The following is a 20,212-nucleotide window of genomic DNA, read 5'->3' as shown; positions in this document are numbered from 1 at the left end:
TCCCGATGCGCGCCTGAACCTGCGCCTGCAGCCGGGAAACCTCGACAGCGGCATCAAGGGTACCTTCGCAGCGCCCGCGATCTTCAACCAGAATGGCGGAGCGGTGTCTAACCTCGTTGTCACCGATCTCGGCGGCGGTTTCTGGCTCTGGTCTTTTGACATCGTCGTCGGCGTTGGGCTGACCGGATGCCTCCTTGGTGCTGGCAACAGCACGGCGGGGCAGATCGTCACCATCCTCGGCGCGAGCTTGCGCGAACCAGCCTGGACAGGTGGTGCCCCAGGATGGACCGCCGACGTCTCGACCGGAGTGGTGACCTTCCTGAGCCCGCCATCGGTCGGGGCGAACCTGACGGCCGGTTTCGAATTCGATGTGCCGGTGCGTTTTGACACCGACGATCTGCCCGTCACGCTCGACATCGAGCGCCTCGGTTCGATCACGTCCATCCCACTGATCGAGGTCCGCAGATGAAATCTCTGCCTTCCGGGCTGCAGGCCCATATGGATTCCGGCACCACCACCTTGGCCTGGTGCTGGAAGATCACGCGCAGCGATGGGGCTGTGTTCGGTTTCACCGACCACGATCTGACCCTGACCTTCGCTGGCACGACGTTCGAACCGGAGAGTGGCTTTGTGCCTTCCGAGATCCGCGCGGCGCAGGATTTTTCGGTCGATGCGCAGGATGTCGAGGGCGCGCTATCGTCGGATCGGATCACCGAGACCGACATCCTGGACGGGCGCTGGGACAATGCCGAGGTCGAGGTCTGGCGTGTCAACTGGGCGGCGACCGACCAGCGCGTGTTGATGCGGCGCGGCAACCTCGGGGATATTCGCCGGGGGCGGACGAGTTTCGTGGCCGAGGTGCGATCCCTGGCGCATTGGCTGAACCAGACGGTCGGGCGGACCTATCAGTTCTCCTGCGATGCCGATCTGGGCGATGCGCGCTGCGGCGTCAATCTGTCTTCGCCGCTCTGGTCAGCGACAGGAACTGTGGCGACTCTGTCAGGAAGTCGGGGGTTCACGGCCGCCGCGCTGAGCAGCTTCGCCAATGACACCTTCACCCTTGGTGTGATCAGTTGGACGGCCGGGGCCAATGCCGGGCGCAAAGCGGAGATCGCCTCCTTCGCCAGCGGCGCCATCATGCTGTTCGAAGCACCAGTGCGGCCGATCGCAATCGGCGATGCCTTCATCGCCAGAGCGGGCTGCGACAAGCAGTTCGCGACTTGCTCTGCCAAGTTCGGCAACGGCGTGAACTTCCGGGGCTTCCCCCACATGCCCGGTGAAGAAGCCGTGCTGCGCTATCCCAATCAGGGCGATGCCAACAACGGCGCGCCCCTTACCTGACGGAACTCCACATGACCGCCATCACCCGGACCCCGGCCGATCACTCGGGCGTGCTGGCCATCGCACGCGCATGGCTTGGCACGCCCTATCTGCACCAATCCTCGGTGCAGGGCGTCGGCTGCGACTGCCTTGGCCTGGCACGCGGCATTTGGCGGGCCCTGCATGGCGACGAGCCTTGGGAAGTGCCGCCCTATTCCCGCGACTGGGGCGAGGCAGGTCGCCGCGAAGTCCTGGCCGAAGCCGCTCGGGCGGCCCTGATCGAGGTGTCGCTGGGTGATGCCGGGCCCGGCTCCCTGATCCTGTTCCGGATGGTCACGGGCGTGCCTGCCAAGCACTGCGGCATCCTCGGCGCCAGCGTGATGCGCCCCAGCCTGATCCACGCCTATGACCGGTCGGGCGTGGTCGAGGAAGCGTTCACCCCGGCATGGGCGCGGCGAGCGGGCTTTGCGTTCCTGTTTCCGGCAGCGCCCAGCGCCGCACCAGCCAATTCCCGTGAGGTGTTCTGATGGCGTCCATCGTTCTGGCTGCTGCTGGCGCCTCGATCGGTGCGGGCTTTGGCGGCACGATCTTGGGGCTGTCCGGTGCCGTCATTGGCCAGGCAGCGGGGTCGATCATCGGCACTATCATCGACAGCCGGATCATCGCCTCTTTCGCACCGAACCAGATTTCGGAAGGGGCGCGGCTGGAGAGCCTGCGCGTCACCTCCTCGACCGAAGGGTCGGTCATCCCGAATGTCTATGGGCGGATGAAGATCGGCGGCAACATCTTCTGGGCCACGGATTTCCTCGAGAAGTCGACAACGACCACCCAAGGCGGAAGCGGCAAGGGTGGTGGCGGCGGCGAGGTCAAGACGACCACCTACACCTATTCCTGCTCCTTCGCGGTCGGCCTGTGCGAAGGGCCGATTTCGGGAATCGGGCGCATCTGGGCCGATGGCAAGCCCTTTGATCTGCCAGGTGCGGTCTGGCGCGTTTACAGCGGCACCGAGACGCAACTGCCCGATCCCTTCATCAGTGCCAAGATGGGCGCGGGCAATGCGCCCGCATATCGGGGCATGGCCTACATCGTCTTCGAGGAATTGCCGCTGGAGAAGTTCGGCAACCGCATCCCGCAACTGTCCTTCGAGGTGATCCGGCCAACGCTGGCCGATGGGTCCGCCGAGAACCTGATCCGGGCGGTGAACCTGATCCCGGGCGCTGGCGAATTTGTCTATGCGACCGAGACTATTACCCGTTCCTCGGGTGGCGCGACGGTCCCCGAGAACCAGAACAGCACCTTCGGCAAAGCCGACCTGCCCGCGTCTCTGGACAACCTGGAACAGGTGGCACCAAATCTCGAGAGCGTATCGCTGGTCGTCAGCTGGTTCGGCACCGATCTGCGTGCCGGGTCCTGCCTGATCCAGCCAGGCGTGGAGACCACCACCAAGACCACATCGCCGAAGTCATGGGCTGTAAATGGCGTGACCCGCACCGCGGCGCAACTGATCAGTCAGGTGAGTGGTGCCGCCGCTTTCGGTGGCACGCCAACGGATTTCGCGGTGGTGCAGGCGATCCAGGACCTGCGAGCCCGGGGCAAGCGCATCACTTTCTACCCCTTCATGATGATGGATGTCCCGGCGGGGAACACCCTGCCGAATCCTTATAGCGCCAATGCGGCGACGCCGGGTCAGCCTGTCTATCCCTGGCGCGGCAGGATCACCGTCTCCCCCGCTGCGGGGCAGAGCGGCACCGTGGACAAGACGGGGGCGGCGGCAACCCAAGTTTCGGCATTTTTCGGGTCGGCAGCGGCCGCCAATTTCTCAGTCAGCGGCACGACGATCACCTGGACTGGCTCGCCATCCGAATGGGGTTATCGCCGAATGGTCCTGCACTACGCCAAGCTCTGCGTCGCGGCGGGCGGCGTCGACAGCTTCCTGATCGGGTCCGAACTGCGCGGGCTAACCACCGCTCGATCTGGGGCCAGCACCTATCCCGCCGTTGCCGCACTTCAAACCCTTGCCGCTGATTGCCGTGCAATCCTCGGTCCTGTCACGAAGATCGGCTATGCGGCCGACTGGTCCGAATACTTCGGCCACCAGCCCGGCGATGGTACCGGCGACATCTATTTCCACCTCGATCCGCTCTGGGCCGACGCCAACATCAATTTCATCGGCATCGACAACTATCTGCCGCTGTCGGACTGGCGCGACGGCACCAGCCATCTCGATGCCTCGGGGAGTTGGTCGGGCATTCATGACCCGGCCTATCTGCAATCGAACATCGAGGGCGGCGAATATTTCGATTGGTTCTACGCCTCAGACGCCGCGCGGAACACGCAAACTCGGACGCCGATCAGCGATGGCGGCTATGGCAAGTCTTGGGTCTTCCGGCCCAAGGATTTCCGCAACTGGTGGTCCAGCGCCCACAAGAACCGTCCAGGCGGCGTCGAGAGTACCAGCACCACGGCATGGGTGGCGCAGTCAAAGCCGATCCGCTTCACCGAGATCGGATGCCCTGCGGTCGAAAAGGGCACCAATCAGCCGAACGTCTTCTTCGACCCGAAGAGTTCTGAAAGCGAGTTGCCGTATTTCTCCTCCGGCGCGCGGGACGATGCGATCCAGCGCCAATATCTGGAAGCGCTCATCGGCTATTGGTCGGACACCGCCCACAATCCGATTTCGACCATCTACTCGGCTCCGATGATCGACATGGGGGAATGCGCGGTCTGGTGTTGGGATGGGCGGCCCTATCCCGCCTGGCCGGGCCGTAGCGATGTATGGGGTGACACCGCCAATTGGGAAGTTGGGCATTGGCTGAACGGTCGATTGGGCAACGCCAGCCTCGGGGATCTGGTGCGGTCGATCTGTGCACGGTCGGGGATCGATCCGGATGCGCTCGATGTCTCGCGCTTGGCCGATGCCGTGCCCGGCTTCGTGATCGCGGCTCTCGAAAGCCCGCGCGCTTCCATCGCGCCGCTGGCCCGCTATTTCGGTTTTGATGCCGTGGAAAGTCAGGGGCTGCTGCGCTTCGTTCCGCGGCGCGGCACCTCTCTGACCACGATCACCGCCGCCGATCTGGTCGCCGCCGACCGGCCCGACGGTGAGGACATCGAGTTCACCCGGGGACAAGAGACGGAACTGCCGCGAGTGTTGAAATGGCGGATGCTGTCAGCGGACGAGGACTATGAGGCGGTCACAGTGGAGGCTCGCCGTGTGACGGTCGACAGTGTGAGGGTGCAGGCCGAGCAATTCGCGATTGCCCATCCTCCCGCAACTGCAGATCGCAATGCTCGCCGCGCGCTGTTCGAGGCCTGGATTGGCCGCGAAACCGCGACCTTCGCCCTGCCGCCTTCGCGCCTGGCGCTCGACCCGACCGATGTCGTCTCGGTCGAAAACGACGGCCGCAGGCTGGATTTCGCGCTGACCCAGATCGCCGATGGCGAAGCGCGGCGGGTGGAAGCTTCGCGACGGGACCAGACGGTCTACGGCTTGCCAGAGGGTCCGTCACGGGGCGTTTCGACTGCCGTTCCGGTGGTCTTTGGGCCCCCGGATGCGGAAATCCTCGACCTGCCGCAACTGAGCGAGGACGTCGCTGCCTATCGCCCCTTGGCGGGGGTTGCCGCTTCGCCGTGGTATGGCCAGGCCGCAATCTGGCGCAGTGCTTCATCGGACGGGTTCTCGTTCTTCTCCACGGCTCCTGTCCCTTCCCAGTTCGGAACGCTGGCGGCCATCCTTGCCGCTGGCCCGTCCTGGCGCTTCGATCTGGCGAATTCACTGCTGGTCGATATCTCGTCCGGATCGCTGCAAAGCGTGACCGACGAGCAGCTGTTCGCAGGCACAAACGCGCTGGCCTTGGAAACAGCGTCGGGCATCTGGGAAGTGCTGCAATTCGGCCTCGCCACCATCGTCTCGACCGGCCGCTGGAGACTGACGCGCCTCCTGCGCGGCCAATCTGGCACCGAAGACGCCATCGTGCCCTTGGCTTCGATCGGCAGTCGGATCGTGTTTCTGAACTCTGCGCTGGTGACGCTGCCGGTAACCGAGGCGGAACTGGGCATGCCGTGGAATTGGCGGATCGGTCCAGTCGGCCGCGCCGCCGGTGATGCGATCAATCTAGCGCTGGCGTTCACGCCGCAAGGTCGGGGTCTGCGCCCTTGGAGCCCAGTGCGGATCAAGGGCGCTTGGCAAGGATCGGGCGACGTCGCGATCAGTTGGTTGCGCCGAACCAGGTCGCTTGCAGGCGACAGCTGGAACGCGCCGGAAGTGCCGCTGGGCGAAGCTTCGGAAACCTATGACGTCGAGATCCTGAACGGCGGTGGATCGGTGATCCGAACGGTCACCGGCCTGCCTGTTGCCGCGTGGACCTATACCGCCGCAATGCAGGCCGCCGATTTCGGCGCACCGGTAACCAGCCTGCGCCTGCGCGTTTTCCAGAACGGCCAGCTGGGCCGTGGCGCGCCGTCGGAGGCCATCCTCACCCCCTAGGAGATTTCCCATGGCGGATACGCCCAACCTGGTTCTGCCCTATCTCGCGGCGAACCAGTCGCAGAAACATGTCACCGTGAACGAAGCCCTGCGCCGTCTGGATGCATTGGTGCAGGTCACCGTCCAGAGCATGGCGCTGGCCTCACCGCCCGGAAGCCCGGTCGAAGGCCAGCGCTGGATCCTCCCGGCCGCGCCGACCGGGGCTTGGTCCGGACATGCGGGACAGATCGCTGCCTGGCAGGACGGGGCTTGGGCCTTCTATGCGCCGCTCGATGGCTGGACCGCCGTCGACATCAGCACCGACACACTGCTTCTCTACAACGCTGGGACTGGGATCTGGACTGGGCTGATCACCGGCGTCTTCTCGGACGCGGTCTTCACGCTGCAGGACGACATCGATCCAACCAAGCAAGCCCGCTTCCAGATCGCGGGCTTCACGGCCGGGGCGACAAGGGTGTTCACCCTGCCGGACGTATCTTCAAGCGTCGCGGTCCTGTCCGGCGTGGCCCAGACGTTTCAGAACACGACTACCTTCTCGGCCACCAGCGTCACGGTGGGCAGTTCCGCTGCGGCCTCGACTCTCGGCATTGGCACAGGGGCGACGACGAGCGGGGTCACCAAGGCGGTGAACCTCGGCACCGCAGGATTGTCGGGTTCGATCACCAACGTCACAATCGGTTCTGCTGTCGCCGGGGCGCTGGGCACGCTGACGATCAACAGTCCGACCGTCACCTTTGGTTCGACGGTGTCCGCCATCGCCATGGCGGCCGCAAATGTCTCGGCACTCTATCTCGGTCTGGGCGGCGCGACCGCCGATGCCACAAACCGGCTGTCGATCAACGCCCCTGCCAGCCTCTTCAACAACGCGGGCGCAGGACATCAGGTCAAGGTCAACAAGGCCGCCGCCACAGACACCGGCTCCTTCCTGTTCCAGACCGGGTTTTCTGGGCGGGCAGAGTTTGGCCTCACTGGGTCGGATGACTTCCAGATCAAGGTCTCGGGCGACGGCGCCACCTGGTTCAATGCCCTGCAGCTGGAGCGGACCTCCGGCCGGGTCCGCGCCATGGTGGCGCTTCAACTGAACCCTAATGCGGGCGATCCAGGCACCGTCGCGGACGGCGACCTCTGGTACAATTCCACGACCAGCAAGTTCCGAGGGCGTCAAGGCGGAGTGTCGATCGATCTGTCGGGCGGATCGGGTGCCACCGCTGCCTATGGCGTGTTGCAAGCTAACTACACCCTGACCAGCGTCACCATGGCCCAGAAGCTGTTCAACTGGTCGACGAACGGGGCGCTGTCCCTGGCAGCAGGCACATACCGGTTCTCCTGTTCGCTACTCCTGACCTCGATGTCGACCACCAGCGGCTCGGCGAAATTCGACCTGAAAGGTGCGGGCTCAGCAGTATTCGGCAAAATGTCGATGCAGGATTTCGGCTCGCGTGGGACCGTGGCGGTTGGCGGCACAACTGCCACCTCGGGCACGGCGTCCGATGTCCCGGCCAGCGGCGGTGCCCTTGCGTCGGTTGCGACGTCGGCCGCCCTTCGCGCATCTATCCACGGCACGTTCGAGATCACCACCGCCGGGACGCTCATTCCCTCCATCGCGCTCGATGTGGCGGCTGCGGCTGTCGTCAACGCGGGCAGCTATTTCGAGTGCATCTACCTCGGCCCGGCCGCCGCGCTGGGCGGCAGCTGGTCCTGATCTAGCAAAAATCCGCATCCCAAACTTACCATACGAAAGGAGCCCTTCGTGGCAAACCCTAACGACTTCTGGTCATGGATCATGACCGATCAGGCGAAAACCGCTCTCGCTGGAGCCGCAGGCGGCATCGTGCGCTGGGTCACCCTGCGCGAGCGCTGGCAGGACGGAGTAGCTTCACTTCTCGTGGGCTCGATCTGTGCCCTCTATGTCGGGCCCTTCGTCAATCCACTGATCAGCCCGATGATCGGCGACCTGGCACCGAACGGCGACACCAATGGCTTCGCCTCATTCATCGTGGGTTTGGGTGGGATTTCCATCGCCGGTCTGCTGATCGACCTGATCCGCACTCGGACCACCAGGGCAAAAGGGGACGGCGATGCGCAAGGCTGACCGCTTCCGCCACCTCCGCCGCGAGGCCCTTTTCTGGGGCGTCGCAGTTTTGGTTGGCTTCCTTTTCTTCCTCTGCGTCTGACCCATCATCTTCGAAAGGACATCCCATGATTTTCCAAGGCAGGGCCCGCTACCCCGTCACCGAGATCATCCTGCACTGCGCCGACACCCGACCCGACTGGATGGACGGGCACCCGCTCGTCGAAAAGGTCGCCGAAATCCGCCGCTGGCATGTCCAGCAGCGCGGTTGGCGCGACATTGGCTATCACTGGGTCATTGACCGGGACGGGGCGGTGGCGCCGGGTCGTCCGGAGACCGAGATTGGCGCCCATGTTGAAAGGCATAATCGCGGCACAATTGGGATCTGCCTGCTGGGTGGATACAGCGCGGAGGGGGACGATGAGTTCGATAGGAACTTCACGCCGGCGCAGGCGGCGGCCGCGAGACGGCTGATCCGTGAGATCAAGGGCCGCGCAACGATCCAGAAGGTTTCGGGGCATAACGACTACACGGCAAAGGCCTGCCCAGGGTTTAGGGTGCGCATATCTGGTTTGACGTAGAGAGGAGGGCCGGCGGTTGACTTCGGCTCCGATGGTGGAATCGGTTGCTGGCCGGCGGCTCGCACGCTTAGCCTGCCGGCGCGGAAACGCGGCAGTTTTCGACGGATGGACCTTAGTGACACTCCTCTCGCTGACGACTTTGTAGACGACTAGCGTAGGATTCTTTGGCCCTTATGTCTCATTCGCCGCGCTGGCCACAACGCTGACGCTGGCCGCCGCAATCAACTGCATCGGCATCGGCTTACTGCGCGGCACCCACACACGCTGGCAGCTGGTCGCGAACGATGGCACCGGCGCGCCCACTCTGACCGACCTGGGAGCGAGTTTCGGTATAGTGACGGGTGGGGTGCTGACCTTGTTTATCGAGTCACCGCTTAACGGCAGTTCCGTGTGGGTGCGGGTGGTCGACGAGGTTTCGGGCGCGGTGTTCGAGCAGGAGATCGCAGCGGACCTGCCAGCCAACACGCAGTTCCTGTCACCCCGGCTGTTCTTGAACAACGGCGCAACGGCTCCAGCGGTCGCTTACCACTGCTCGGGGGTCTACGGGGAGACCGATTTCTGACTGGCCGGGAGAGCACCCGAAACTGATCACAGCAGGCGTCTTGTCTTCTTCTCTTGAGAGCGAGGTCAGGCTGGGGCGCCGATCTCTAGCTGGCCTTCGGTCCCTAGCAGCCATTCCTCGAATGTTCTGACTGCGTTGTTCATCCTCTCGGGCTTTCGCAAGGCGCACTCCCATACCGTCGCCACACGCCACCCGTCTTCTAGGAGTCTTGTGCGAACGGCGCTGTCCCGAGCGACGTTCGCATCGAACTTCGCCCGCCAGAAATCCGACCGGGTTGCCGGAACGGTCGCGTAGCGGCACCCCTCATGTCTGTGCCAGAAGCAGCCGTGCACGAAGACCACGGCGTGGTGCTTCGGAAGAACAAGGTCCGGTCGACCATCAACCTTGCCGGAATGAAGCCGGAAGCGGAAACCGCGCGCGTGCAATGCGCGCCTGAGAGCCAGCTCAGGCTTGGTGTTCTTTCCCCTGATCCCCGCCATCATCCGGGAACGGGTCTGTTGGTCCACGATATCGGTCATATCCGTCCTGGTCTTCGTCGCTGGACCTGGTATACACCGGATGACTGGAATTCGTCAGGAGCCTGATTTGCCTTCCACTTTCGGCATTGTTGATCTGTTTGCCGGCCCGGGTGGCCTTGGCGAGGGGTTCGCTTCCCTCGTCGAGGACGGTCATGCGCCGTTCCGGATCGGCATTTCGATCGAGAAGGAGGCGTCGGCGCATAGGACCCTGACGCTGCGCGCCTTTCTGCGCGAGTACCGTGTGCGTCACGGCGTCTTGCCGAAAGAGTTCATAGATTTCCATGCCGGGCTTGCATCCGAACCGGACTGGTCAGCCGTCGACGCCGAAGCGTGGCAGCATGCCATCGACGAAGCCCGCTCGCTTGAGCTCGGCACCGAGGCTGCGGCGACCGCAATAGATGGTGCCATCGCCACGCTGAGGCGAAAGTACGACGACACGATTCTGATCGGCGGCCCGCCCTGCCAAGCCTATTCTCTTGTGGGGCGAGTCCGCTCCAGGGGCAAGGTCGGCTATGTCCCGGAGGAGGATGCGCGGCACTATCTCTTTCGCGAATACATCCGAGTTCTCGACAAGCTTCGCCCGGCCGCCTTCGTGATGGAAAACGTCAAGGGTATGCTTTCGTCCACAGTCGAGAGCCGTCTTGTCTTCGAGATGCTGATGGAGGATCTGTCGTCGCTCGGCACCGGGCATGCCCATCACTACGAACTTCGTGCGGTCCGGGTCGAGGATGGCAAGGCCAGCCTGCAGGTGGCGGCGCGGCCCTCGGATTTCATCGTGCGCTCCGAGGCATTTGGAGTCCCGCAGCGTCGCCACAGGGTGATCATCGTCGGCATCCGGTCGGACCTCGCAGGGCGGGCCGCCGATGCGCAGATCGCTGTATCGGGAAGGGTTCGGACCGTCCGCGATGTCATCGATACGATGCCTGCCTTGCGGAGCGGCATTAGCCGCGGGCTTGACGACGCGGCGGTCTGGTGTGGAGAAGTCCTCGGCGCCGCGAACATGCTGGCTGGCATTTCCAAGGGGAAGGACGACCGGGCGCTCCGTGAGGCATTCCTGAACGTTTCGGAGCGAGTGAAGGAAAACCCGCCTATCGTTCGCGCTGCGTCACGGTTGCCAGATGGCTACGGCACTTCAAACGATGAGTTGCTGCAGTGGATCGAGCGACCGGAACTTCGCGCGATCGCTCAGCATGAGACGCGCGGGCACATGGCGTCGGATCTGTCACGCTACCTGTTTGCTGCTGTGTTCGGAACCGTCCACGGCTACAGCCCGAAGGCCGCCGATTTCCCTCTGGTGCTCAGCCCCGATCACCGAAACTGGCACAGCGGTGTCTTCAATGACCGCTTCCGGGTTCAGCTGGCGGACGAGGCATCGACCACGGTCACGAGCCACATCTCGAAGGATGGCCACTACTTCATTCACCCCGATCCGATCCAGTGCCGGAGCCTAACGGTTCGCGAAGCCGCGCGGCTGCAGACTTTTCCCGACGATTACCTGTTTCTCGGCAATCGAACGCAGCAGTATGTCCAGGTCGGAAACGCCGTGCCGCCGCTCTTGGCGCGTCAGATAGCAGCGGCTGTGTACGTCACCCTTCAAAAGTCAGCCTCCAGCGAACGCATGCGTTCACTTAAGCGAACGATTGACAATCGTTCGCTTAAGTGAGATATATGGTTCGCGCCAGCATACGGCGCTGTGTGTAACTCATCTGGATAAAGCGTAGCGGCGAGGCAAATCCCGAGCAGAAGCGTCGTTGGGCCCAGTCCACGGCGGGCCTGTGGAGATGTCGCTTCGACTGCGACCGCATTCCCTTCCAGATCATCGCGGAGAAACCATGTCGCTTTCATCCCTTCTGAAGGACCTGCGTGTCCAATCGGGCCAATCGCTCCAGCAGGTCGCCGAAAAGGTCGGGTCGTCCAAGGCCTACCTGTCCGAACTCGAACGCGGTGTGGCGAAGAACCCGGGCATCGACGTGCTGAAGGCGCTGGCCCAGAACTACGGCGTTTCCGTTGCGACGCTGATCGGCGAAGCTGACGCGGCGCCGTTGCCCCCGCCCGTGGCGGGTCAGGTCGAGGCATGGGTCAGCAACATCCGGAAGGAGCAGGCTGCCGGGTTGGATCTCGAAACCGCAGCCAACGAAGCCCGCGCGTCCTTCGAGCGGCTTCTTGGCCCGCTCGACCCGCAACACGAGGCGAACTGGAAGGCGGCTGTCAGAGAGCTTGAAGCCGCGTTCGAGCGGAAGATCGAGTATCTTGGCAACTTTTCGCTTCGCAAGCCGCGACGGCCGCACTGGTATGACGGTCCGCGCGCAGGCGATCTGCACTGGCCAAAGCTCGAGGCCTTCCTGCTGTCTCGCAAGGGCTGGTCGAAGGAGACTGTCGCGAGCATCGACGCAACATCGACCGAGGTGGTCTCGCTTCTCGAGAATCCCGCCCAGAGCGAGTTCCGGGGCCGAGGATTGGTGGTCGGCTATGTGCAGAGCGGGAAGACTGCCAACATGGAAGCGGTCATCGCCAAAGCGGTCGATGCCGGGTACCGCTTCGTGATCATCCTGACGGGCATGACAAATTCGCTGCGAACGCAGACTCAGGATCGCATCGAGTCCGATCTGGTCGAGCGCAACAAGTACGGGTGGCACAGCCACACCACAAGCGACTCCGACTTCCGGAAGCCGGCGAGTAAGTGGTTTTCGATTATGGATCCGGTGCAGATCGCTGCCGTGAAGAAGAATGTGGCGCCACTTGAAGCGCTTCTAGGCACTATCGAAAAGACGCCGCCAACGCACCGCGCGCGCATGCCTGTGCTTATAGTAGATGACGAATGCGATCAGGCCGGCGTCAATGCGACCGGCAGTCAGTACAACATGACGGCGATCAACGCGCTCATCCGCAAGATTCTTGCAGCACTGCCGAAGGTCCAATACGTCGGATACACGGCGACGCCCTTTGCAAACGTGCTGATCAACCCGGAGAAGCCGACCGGCGGCCTGGACGACCTATATCCCGAGGACTTCATCACGAGCCTGCCAAAGCCCGAAGGTTATTTCGGTCCGGAGAGCCTGTTCGGGCGCGACCCGATCGATGCCGATGACGAGAAACCGGAGGAGTCCGGACTCGACATGATCCGTGAGGTCGTTGACGCCGAGGTAGCCCTCGTCCGACCACCGTCAGCGAAGGACCGGTTCACCTTCGAGCCCGGCATCCCGAAATCGCTCGACAAGGCACTTTCCTACTTCGTGCTTGCAACCGCCGCCCGCAATGTACGTGGGCAGTCGCGCCAGCACAGTTCGATGCTGGTGCACACGACGGTCTACACGCACCCGCATCACGCGCTTGCCGACAAGATCGCGGCCTGGCAGAAAGGGCTCGCCAAGAAGATCTCGAAGGGCGATGAGAAGACAATTGATCGACTTGAGGAGCTCTGGCTCGAAGAGGTGGCCAAGGTCGATGCCGGCCGCTTTGGCCTTGCGCCGACATCGTTTAGCGCGCTGAGGCCTGAGCTCGAGAAGGTCCTCGATGACATCGCGATCGTGGTCGAGAACAGCGACAGCGAGACGCGGCTCGACTACGCGTCGGGGCCGAAGAAGTACATCGTGGTCGGCGGCTCGGTGCTTGCGCGTGGACTCACCATTGAGGGGTTGGTCGTCAGCTACTTTGTGCGCTCATCGAACCAGTACGACACGCTCCTTCAGATGGGCCGATGGTTCGGATATCGGCCCGGTTACGAGGACCTCCCGCGGATCTGGATGACCAACGATTTGCGGACGTCGTTCCGCGATCTGGCGACGGTTGAGGCCGAGATCCGGGCCGACATTCAGCAGTACCGCAAACGCGAGGTGACACCGGCGGACTTCTCGATCCGGGTGCGACGCATTCCTGGTTTGGCCATCACCGCTGCCAAGAAGATGTATGCAGCCAAGGCATGCGACGTTAGCTTCTCGGGAGAGCACATTCAGACCATTCGCTTCCCGCACCGCGACGAGGACTTTCTTCAGCACAACTGGAAGGCTGCGTCCGAGTTGGTAGATGCGGCAGCGAGCCTAGGCATCAAGCCTGTGCGGCGCGGCCGTCTGATCGAAGGCGTATCCTTCGATCTCGCCATGAAGTTTCTGGAGACTTACAGAAGCGACCAGCGCGATCTGATCTCGGGAAAGCTGTTGGAGTACATTCGGCTCGAGGCGAGCAGGGCCGATCAGCCGTACGAAACGTGGAACATCGCGATCGTCGAAACAGGCGGAACCCGCCGCTCCGTTGAGCCGCTTGGTGCCTTCGGCAATGTCGGCCTCGTCAACCGGGCACGCCTCAAGGGGCTGACACGCGATGGTCTCGCCGACATCAAGGCTCTGATGTCGCGGGACGACGTGCTTATGGACGTCACCGGCTCGCCCGATGACAGGTCTTGGGACAGCGTTAAGGAGTTCCGTCAGACGCTGGTCGGTGACCGGATTCCACTGCTGCTCCTTTACGCAATCGATGAGGCGTCGGTGCCGAGATCTGAGAAGCTACGCGAACCGCTCGGCGCGGTGCGCGACATGCTGGGAATTGGCCTCGTTCTGCCAGAGCGGGGTGCGAAGACGAGCTATGTCCGCGTCCCGATCAACCAGGACGACGGCGACGAGGAGGACGTTCAGGCCGACATCGACGGCGATGCCGGACAGGCTGCGACATGACGGACGGAACCCGTGCGGGCATCGGCTGGGAACGCCTGCGGCAGAAGTCAGGTTCGCAGGCGAGCGATCTGGGAGTGCCCTCCCTGGTGCTTGACGCCTCGGCTGGCGCGGGTCCGGCCCGCCTCGCGATAGGAGCTGAGCGCGAAGCGCGGCTTCTTGTTCCGCTCGCACCCGGTGAGCGGTTCCCGATGGTCCAAGATACGCACGGTCTTGAACTCAAGGACAGCGTGCTTCTGCTGCAGGGACTGCCGGTCCGGTTCATCGATGTCGCCTGCCGCGGCGAACGTCTCGAGGCCGTCTTCGAGAAGCTGGTCGATGAAGTCGTTCGTCGCCTGAGGGGGGGCGCCGCGCCGGCGAACGCGCTCGAGGAAGCAATCACCGACTTTCGCAATCTCCTCTTGGGCGCTAACCGCGAGCGTCCTTCGATCGAAACCGCACTCGGGCTGATTGGCGAGCTCATCATCCTGAACCGGCTACTTCTCGTTGAACCCGACGCTTGGCAACTCTGGACCGGGCCGGCTGGCGGCCGTCACGACTTCCGTGGCGGTGATCGGGCAATCGAGGTCAAGACTTCGCTTCGTGCCCAGTCCCGGGTCGTGGAGGTATCTGCAATTGACCAGCTGGCAGCGCCCCCCGGTGGACATCTGCTGCTCGCGCACTGCGTGCTGGAATATGACGGGGCCGGGCCTCTTTCGGTTGTGGGTGAGGCAACGCATGCGTGCACGATCGCAAGCGATCCTGGCGGCGTGGCCGATCGGCTCGCCCTGCTCGGATACGACGAGGCCCAAGCCGATGAGTGGTCCTCGTTCAGGTTCTCCCTCCTCTCGCTGGAATTCTACTCGGTGACCGAGGGCTTCCCGCGGCTCACTCCCGCCTCGTTCGCGGAGGGCGAAATGCCGGTTGGGGTCAGCCACTTCCGCTACCGGGTGAATCTCGATTTTGCATCAGAGTTCCGCGTGAGGCCCGCTGAGGCCGACACTGCGCTTCAGGAGATGGTGTCATGTCTGAACCCTTGAACCTTCATGCAGAATGTTTCGCGGCTGCAGGCGGCATGGCTGCCGACGGCATGAAGAAGCTTCTGGGCACACCTACGCTTTCCCTGCTGGAGACAGTCGTGAGAGAGACGGTCCAGAACACTTGGGATGCACGGCTCGTCGAGTCGGGGGTCGGGTATCGGATTGGCTTGCGAGAGCTCCTGCCCGGGGAGGCTGCCATTCTCCGCGATGAGATCCTCGCCAAGCTCCCTCCGTCCAAGCAGTCGGCAGACCCACTGCGCGCCTACCTTTCCTCGAAACATCCGGTCGTTATGGAGATTTCCGACTGGAGGACCCGTGGCCTTGGTGGCCCATCGCGGGCGAACGTGTTGCCGAAGCCAGGGGAACACAACGATTTCGTGAACTTCGTGCGCAACATGGGCGCCCGTCGTGACATGGCGGGCGGTGGCGGCACATATGGTTACGGGAAGAGTTCACTCTATCAGCTCAGTAGATGCGCCACGGTCCTCGTCGACTCTGTCTCGCTGACTCCTTCTGAACGGATCGTTCATCGCTTCATTGGATGCCACTTGGGCGATGCCCACGACAGCAAGCGTCACGGCCGGCTGACGGGACGCCACTGGTGGGGTGTGGCCGATGACGACGAAGCGGATATCGTCGATCCTGTTACCGGTCGTAGCGCCGTTCGGCTGCGAAAGGCGCTTGGGCTTCCTGACCGGGGGGCCGATGCCACGGGAACCACGCTGGTCGTGCTCGACCCTGATCTCGAGGACCGCCCGCTCGAGGCAGTTGCGGCCGAAATCCGGGAGGCGCTGCTCTGGTACCTCTGGCCAAAGATGCTTGCCGGCGCCAATGGCCAAAGGGCCATGGCTATCGAGGTCGAACTTAATGGAGAGCTGTTGCCGCTTCCGGCACCCGAAGATTTCCCGCCGCTTGACCTATTCGTTGAGGCCTATCGCGCCGTGAAGGCCGGAGGGCCAAACCTGAACAAGATCGCATCCGAACGGCCCATCCAGCACCTCGGCCACTGCTCCATCAGACGCGGCTTCAGGAGACCCCGTCAGTTTCTCTGCGACCCCGCTGAAAGCATCATCCCGGCCACCAGTGCGCACATTGCGCTCATGCGTCCGGTTGAACTGGTCGTGAAGTACATCGAGGGCACACACCTGCCGGGGGACACCGTCGAATGGGCCGGGGTCTTCATCTGCGACGACGATCCCGTCGTTGAGCAAGCCTTCGCCGACGCAGAGCCACCTGCGCACGACGACTGGATTCCGGACAAAATGCCGAAGAGCTGGGCAAAGACCTTCGTTCGGGTTGCGCTGGCAAGGCTGAAGTATCTCGCGGCATCATACGCATATCCGGCTTCGTCCTCCACATCGGGAGCATCCGAGCAGCCACCGCTTGCCAAGGCGGCCGATCTTCTCGGCAACTGTATGCCCGCAATCGGAGGTACGGGGGTGGGTGCCGGCGGCGGTGGGCAAGCGCGTGGGGGTGGCCGAGGCGGCGGTGGTCGCGGCGGAGGCCGCAGCTGGCGCGTCAGCGAGCCACGCTTCATTGCACTGCAGGAAGGTGCTGCCGGGGCCGAAGCGCTTTTCGAGGTCGACGTGGACAACAGTACGGAGCGGGCAGTTCGCCTCACCGCCATACCCGCCCCTGTGATCGATGGTGTCTTGGCAAGTCCGGACGAGGGTGACGTCGTCGTCACGTTCGTCTGCTGGGAAGATCAGGATGGCAATCAGCTGACGACATCGCCTGAACTGCTCGCAACGCCGGGCGAGAGCGGCAGCTATCGTGCCCGGATCATCGTGCCTGATGTTGCTGCGGCCGGAGTGCGAGTGGCAGCAGCTGAGGAGGCATCGTCATGACGGCCATTGCCTATCCCTTCCTTCGTCCCGAGCCGGACCGGATCAGTGCCGGGTCCTGGCTTATCACGCGTGATGGAGAACCCTGCGTCTTCGCGGACGGTCACCTCGATCACTTTGACTACTCGACCAACCTCGAAGCGGTTCGTCATTTCAAGGTCGATGTGGAAGGGGTAGCCGCAGACACCGGGCTCAATCCCGACGAGATCAAGCTCCTCTGCATCGTCACTTTCGGCACCGGCGGCCGCCGCCTTCAGCGCACGAAAAAAGTTGTTACCCGGGAAGTCATTCAGGTCGGCCGCGAGGCTGTTGTACTGGCGCTTGCAATCGATGGTCGCGAGGTCTCAGAGCTTTTCGTGCTCGCGACCGAGATCGTTCTTCTATCGTCGGGTACTGTTCGCCGCCGGGTCTCGCCAGTCACGACAGGCGCAAGGCTCTGGAGAGACGAATTCCGCGCGGCGGTGGAACCGCTCGGTCCGCGCTTTCCGATCGAAGCCGTGAGTTTCGCGACTGTGTTCCCGACCGGTCATGGCGATGCGCTCTGGTACCTCGACTGGTCTCCGCAGAACCTCCATCACGACTTCGCGACTTCGGTCCGCCTGCTGATCAACCTGGACAGGCCGGCTTTTGTCGAAGCCGTGCAACACGCGGACGAGGTCACGCTGAGGATGCTAATGTGCTCAGTAGCCACCCAGATGGTCAGATCGGCCATCGCTCTCGACCATTTTCCGCTGGACGACGCGGAAGTCAGTCCTTCCTCGGTGTCTGCAGTGATCGAGGCATGGGTGGAACAGGCGTTCCCAGGACAGTCGGCCGAGGCTGCGCTGACACTAGCACAGCATGACCCGGCACGCTTCGAGCTCGCGATCGGAAGCCTCTTTGCAGGAGAGCTCCGAAATGAGTGAGTTCCGCCTCATGCCCCGCCTCGACAGTCACGGCGTTCGGCGACTGATTGGCCTGCCAGACTTGCTGCGAACAGGTTCCATCAGCGAACGGATGGAGGCGGCCGGCAGTTCAGTGTCATACGCGTCCAGTGGCGGATCGCGAGCCGCCGCGGCCGACTTGACGGCACTGCAAAAGCAAATTGTTGCTCTTGCCAGAAGTCGTGGATTTCCAAATGAGAGTCGAGCCGCCGCTAGGGCGTCATTCGATGCCGATTGCGCGCAGTCGCTGGTGGAGGCTTCCATCATCAGCGGCGGTGAGGCGCTGAGGGACGATGTCTGGGCATTCGTGGCATGCTGTATCGCCCCGGATGTGGTGCTCTGGCGCTTTGAGGACGGGCACGCTGATCGCTTCCAAGGTGGCCTGCGAAACACATTCCAGCGGCTCTGGCTCCGAGCACGCGCACTGGATCGGGGCGCGAGTGCGCCGCAACGCTGGCAGCTCCTCGAGGCGCTGTCAGAAGATGCAGCGGTTCAGATTGTCGAAAGGCCGTCGATCGGGGCCGACCCCACGCTCGCTCGCGCAATTGCGGAAGCATGGCTAGCGACTGCGGCCCGGATTGGTGCGAGCCGAATGGAGGATGTGACTCGCCGAGCGGTGCGGAGAATCAGGATCGACAACGAGATTACGTGCCTAGCCTCGTTGGGTGAGCCCGAGCTTGTCAGCCGACTGCAGGGCTATTTCGACGACGCTGCGTCATGAACTTCGCGTCAACAAGATTGCTTAAGAGGCCGACTGAGGCCGAGGCGACGTACTCAGTAGCCCCAGCCAGACGCGGGCATTGGATCGCCCTCCGGGTCATGCAGGTCATCCACCTGAGGAAACAAATCGTTCGTTCCAGCGAAGGACTGGGCGGCTTCGATTCCGGTTTGTCGATCAATATCGGCAAGACGACGACCAACCCAAGTTATCATCCGCCCAAGATCGCTTTCCTCTGTGGGGTTGGTCTCAGGCGGAAGGCTTGCCAGCCAATCTCGGATATCTCGAGCCTCACGCCGCAGGTCAATAATGTGCTGGAGGTGGGCCAAGCGTTTCTCCTCGCGCTCTTTCCTAGCGTGAGCAAGTTTCCGTCGGCGCTGCAGTTCTTGCCATTTCCGTTCGCGATCTTCACGTTCTTCGCGGCGCACGCGGATGAATTCAAGGACCAGTTCGATCCCGGCGACGATGTCCGGCACCAGGCGCTCGATCCGCTGAATCTTTCCGTCACCCCAAGTCTTCCGGAGTCCGTCTGCCCAAACATCTATCGCGAAGACCAGTTCGCCAGTCCACTCGGTGACATACTCCGGCCACGGAGGGCTGTACCCAAAAGGCGAACTGTCCCAGTCGTTTCGCCGCCATGATCGCGCCTGCTTTTCTTTGCGCCGTTCTTCCCGGGCAAGTTCTTCAGGCGATGGAATATACTTCACCCGCTTCGTCCGCTCGAGCAGAGTGAAGTTCACGGCGTCCGTGCCGCGCTTCAGGGACATTTTGTCCCCCTCAGGTATCAGTGTAAGGCCACTCCCTTCGAGACCTCGGGCCAGCCCATCGAGGATGACGACGGCACGCTCGGTGCACGTTGAACTGATGATGACACCGCAGTGCCCGGGATCGGTGGCGCTGACCACGCCATCGCTATCCGGCTTTTTTGTGCGAAGTGCTTTTGCGGTCTTTGCGACGGTTGGATGGGGGATTGTGACCATAGACAGGGGAACGTCGGAAGCTTCCTTTTCCGATGTTCCGCGGCCTTGACGCTCGGCTTTACGCTTCATGGCAAGTTCGGCGATGCTGTCCGGGAGCGATGAAATCGCACCGCGAACAATGACCTGATCAAGGCTGCGATCCTTCCATTCAAGGAAGGGTGGCACCTTCGGTCGTTCTCCGGCAGCCACCTTCGCCCAATAGCCTCGCGGCGGCACGGGAATGCGGTGGCGACCGCAGACCTTGGCCAGACCCCGGTCGGAGATGCCGAACTCAATGGCTAGCGTCGACATCGGCTTGCTCCAAACAAGATCATACAGATCACGGCGGGTAATTGTTCGCGGTTGCTGCATATGCTGGTCCACCCAAGAGAGGCGTCCGAGAACATCAGTCCGCCAAGCCAAATTAAAGATCGGTGCAGAATCGCGACGTCGATTGTAGCGCGACGATCAAGATGAGAGTCGCGCGTCAATCTGGATGAGAAAGTGTCGTTGGTTGTGGAACCCCGGGAGGGCGTAGCCGGAGCGGGGT

The 20,212-nt window shown here is 62.9% G+C and carries 15 protein-coding genes and 1 pseudogene; 14 read left to right on the top strand and 2 right to left on the bottom strand.

Going from position 1 to position 20,212, the window contains the following annotated elements; translation table 11 throughout:
* Nucleotides 1-280: 280 nt before the first annotated feature.
* The 8 genes and pseudogenes from AC11WY_RS10635 to AC11WY_RS10600 all read left to right on the top strand — a co-directional run.
* A pseudogene (locus AC11WY_RS10635) lies at nt 281-469 on the top strand (DUF2460 domain-containing protein); the annotation flags it as partial.
* Entirely contained in the window at nt 466-1,341 is an 876-nt protein-coding gene (locus tag AC11WY_RS10630) for a DUF2163 domain-containing protein (RefSeq protein ID WP_482925201.1), read from the top strand. The pseudogene AC11WY_RS10635 and the gene AC11WY_RS10630, both read left to right, overlap by 4 nt.
* A gap of 11 nt (nt 1,342-1,352) precedes the next feature.
* Complete coding sequence (locus AC11WY_RS10625; RefSeq protein ID WP_482925199.1) at nt 1,353-1,847, top strand: C40 family peptidase; 495 nt, start codon at nt 1,353-1,355, stop codon at nt 1,845-1,847.
* The gene (locus AC11WY_RS10620) at nt 1,847-5,803 is read left to right on the top strand and encodes a baseplate multidomain protein megatron (protein WP_482925197.1); all 3,957 of its coding nucleotides are present in this window, start codon (nt 1,847-1,849) and stop codon (nt 5,801-5,803) included. Before AC11WY_RS10625 ends, AC11WY_RS10620 begins: the two co-directional genes overlap by 1 nt.
* Before the next feature lie 10 nt (nt 5,804-5,813).
* A complete protein-coding gene (locus AC11WY_RS10615) occupies nt 5,814-7,505 on the top strand; it encodes a DUF2793 domain-containing protein (RefSeq protein WP_482925195.1) in 1,692 nt (563 codons plus the stop codon).
* A 48-nt stretch (nt 7,506-7,553) separates the two neighbouring features.
* Entirely contained in the window at nt 7,554-7,895 is a 342-nt protein-coding gene (locus AC11WY_RS10610) for a hypothetical protein (protein ID WP_482925193.1), read from the top strand.
* Between the two features lie 107 nt (nt 7,896-8,002).
* Complete coding sequence (locus tag AC11WY_RS10605; RefSeq protein ID WP_482925191.1) at nt 8,003-8,455, top strand: N-acetylmuramoyl-L-alanine amidase; 453 nt, start codon at nt 8,003-8,005, stop codon at nt 8,453-8,455.
* A 346-nt stretch (nt 8,456-8,801) separates the two neighbouring features.
* Nucleotides 8,802-9,017, top strand: a complete 216-nt coding sequence (locus AC11WY_RS10600; RefSeq protein ID WP_482925189.1) for a hypothetical protein — start codon at nt 8,802-8,804, stop codon at nt 9,015-9,017.
* Between the two features lie 65 nt (nt 9,018-9,082).
* Here the strand turns inward: AC11WY_RS10600 and AC11WY_RS10595 are convergent, their stop codons facing one another.
* Nucleotides 9,083-9,535 carry a very short patch repair endonuclease gene (locus AC11WY_RS10595; RefSeq protein WP_482925187.1) on the bottom strand — a complete coding sequence of 151 codons (453 nt, stop codon included), beginning with the start codon at nt 9,533-9,535 and terminating at the stop codon, nt 9,083-9,085.
* Nucleotides 9,536-9,602: 67 nt separating this feature from the next.
* Here AC11WY_RS10595 and AC11WY_RS10590 point away from each other — a divergent pair, with 67 nt between their 5' ends.
* From AC11WY_RS10590 to AC11WY_RS10565, 6 genes are all read left to right on the top strand, one after another.
* Entirely contained in the window at nt 9,603-11,198 is a 1,596-nt protein-coding gene (locus AC11WY_RS10590; RefSeq protein WP_482925291.1) for a DNA cytosine methyltransferase, read from the top strand.
* A gap of 169 nt (nt 11,199-11,367) precedes the next feature.
* Nucleotides 11,368-14,202: a Z1 domain-containing protein gene (locus AC11WY_RS10585; RefSeq protein WP_482925185.1), complete on the top strand. Its 2,835-nt coding sequence runs from the start codon at nt 11,368-11,370 to the stop codon at nt 14,200-14,202.
* Nucleotides 14,199-15,218, top strand: coding sequence for a PD-(D/E)XK motif protein (locus AC11WY_RS10580; protein ID WP_482925183.1), 1,020 nt, complete (start codon nt 14,199-14,201; stop codon nt 15,216-15,218). Before AC11WY_RS10585 ends, AC11WY_RS10580 begins: the two co-directional genes overlap by 4 nt.
* On the top strand, nt 15,203-17,065 hold the full coding sequence (locus AC11WY_RS10575) for a hypothetical protein (RefSeq protein ID WP_482925181.1): 1,863 nt from the start codon (nt 15,203-15,205) through the stop codon (nt 17,063-17,065). Before AC11WY_RS10580 ends, AC11WY_RS10575 begins: the two co-directional genes overlap by 16 nt.
* The gene (locus AC11WY_RS10570; protein WP_482925179.1) at nt 17,062-17,967 is read left to right on the top strand and encodes a hypothetical protein; all 906 of its coding nucleotides are present in this window, start codon (nt 17,062-17,064) and stop codon (nt 17,965-17,967) included. The genes AC11WY_RS10575 and AC11WY_RS10570 overlap by 4 nt, the downstream gene beginning before the upstream one ends.
* The gene (locus AC11WY_RS10565; protein WP_482925177.1) at nt 17,960-18,706 is read left to right on the top strand and encodes a DUF6339 family protein; all 747 of its coding nucleotides are present in this window, start codon (nt 17,960-17,962) and stop codon (nt 18,704-18,706) included. Before AC11WY_RS10570 ends, AC11WY_RS10565 begins: the two co-directional genes overlap by 8 nt.
* A gap of 53 nt (nt 18,707-18,759) precedes the next feature.
* Here AC11WY_RS10565 and AC11WY_RS10560 read toward each other — a convergent pair whose 3' ends face one another.
* A complete protein-coding gene (locus AC11WY_RS10560) occupies nt 18,760-19,974 on the bottom strand; it encodes a hypothetical protein (RefSeq protein ID WP_482925175.1) in 1,215 nt (404 codons plus the stop codon).
* Nucleotides 19,975-20,212: the final 238 nt, after the last annotated feature.

The organism is Solirhodobacter sp. (assembly GCF_964715405.1).
This window is presented reverse-complemented; position numbering and strand designations above follow the sequence as displayed.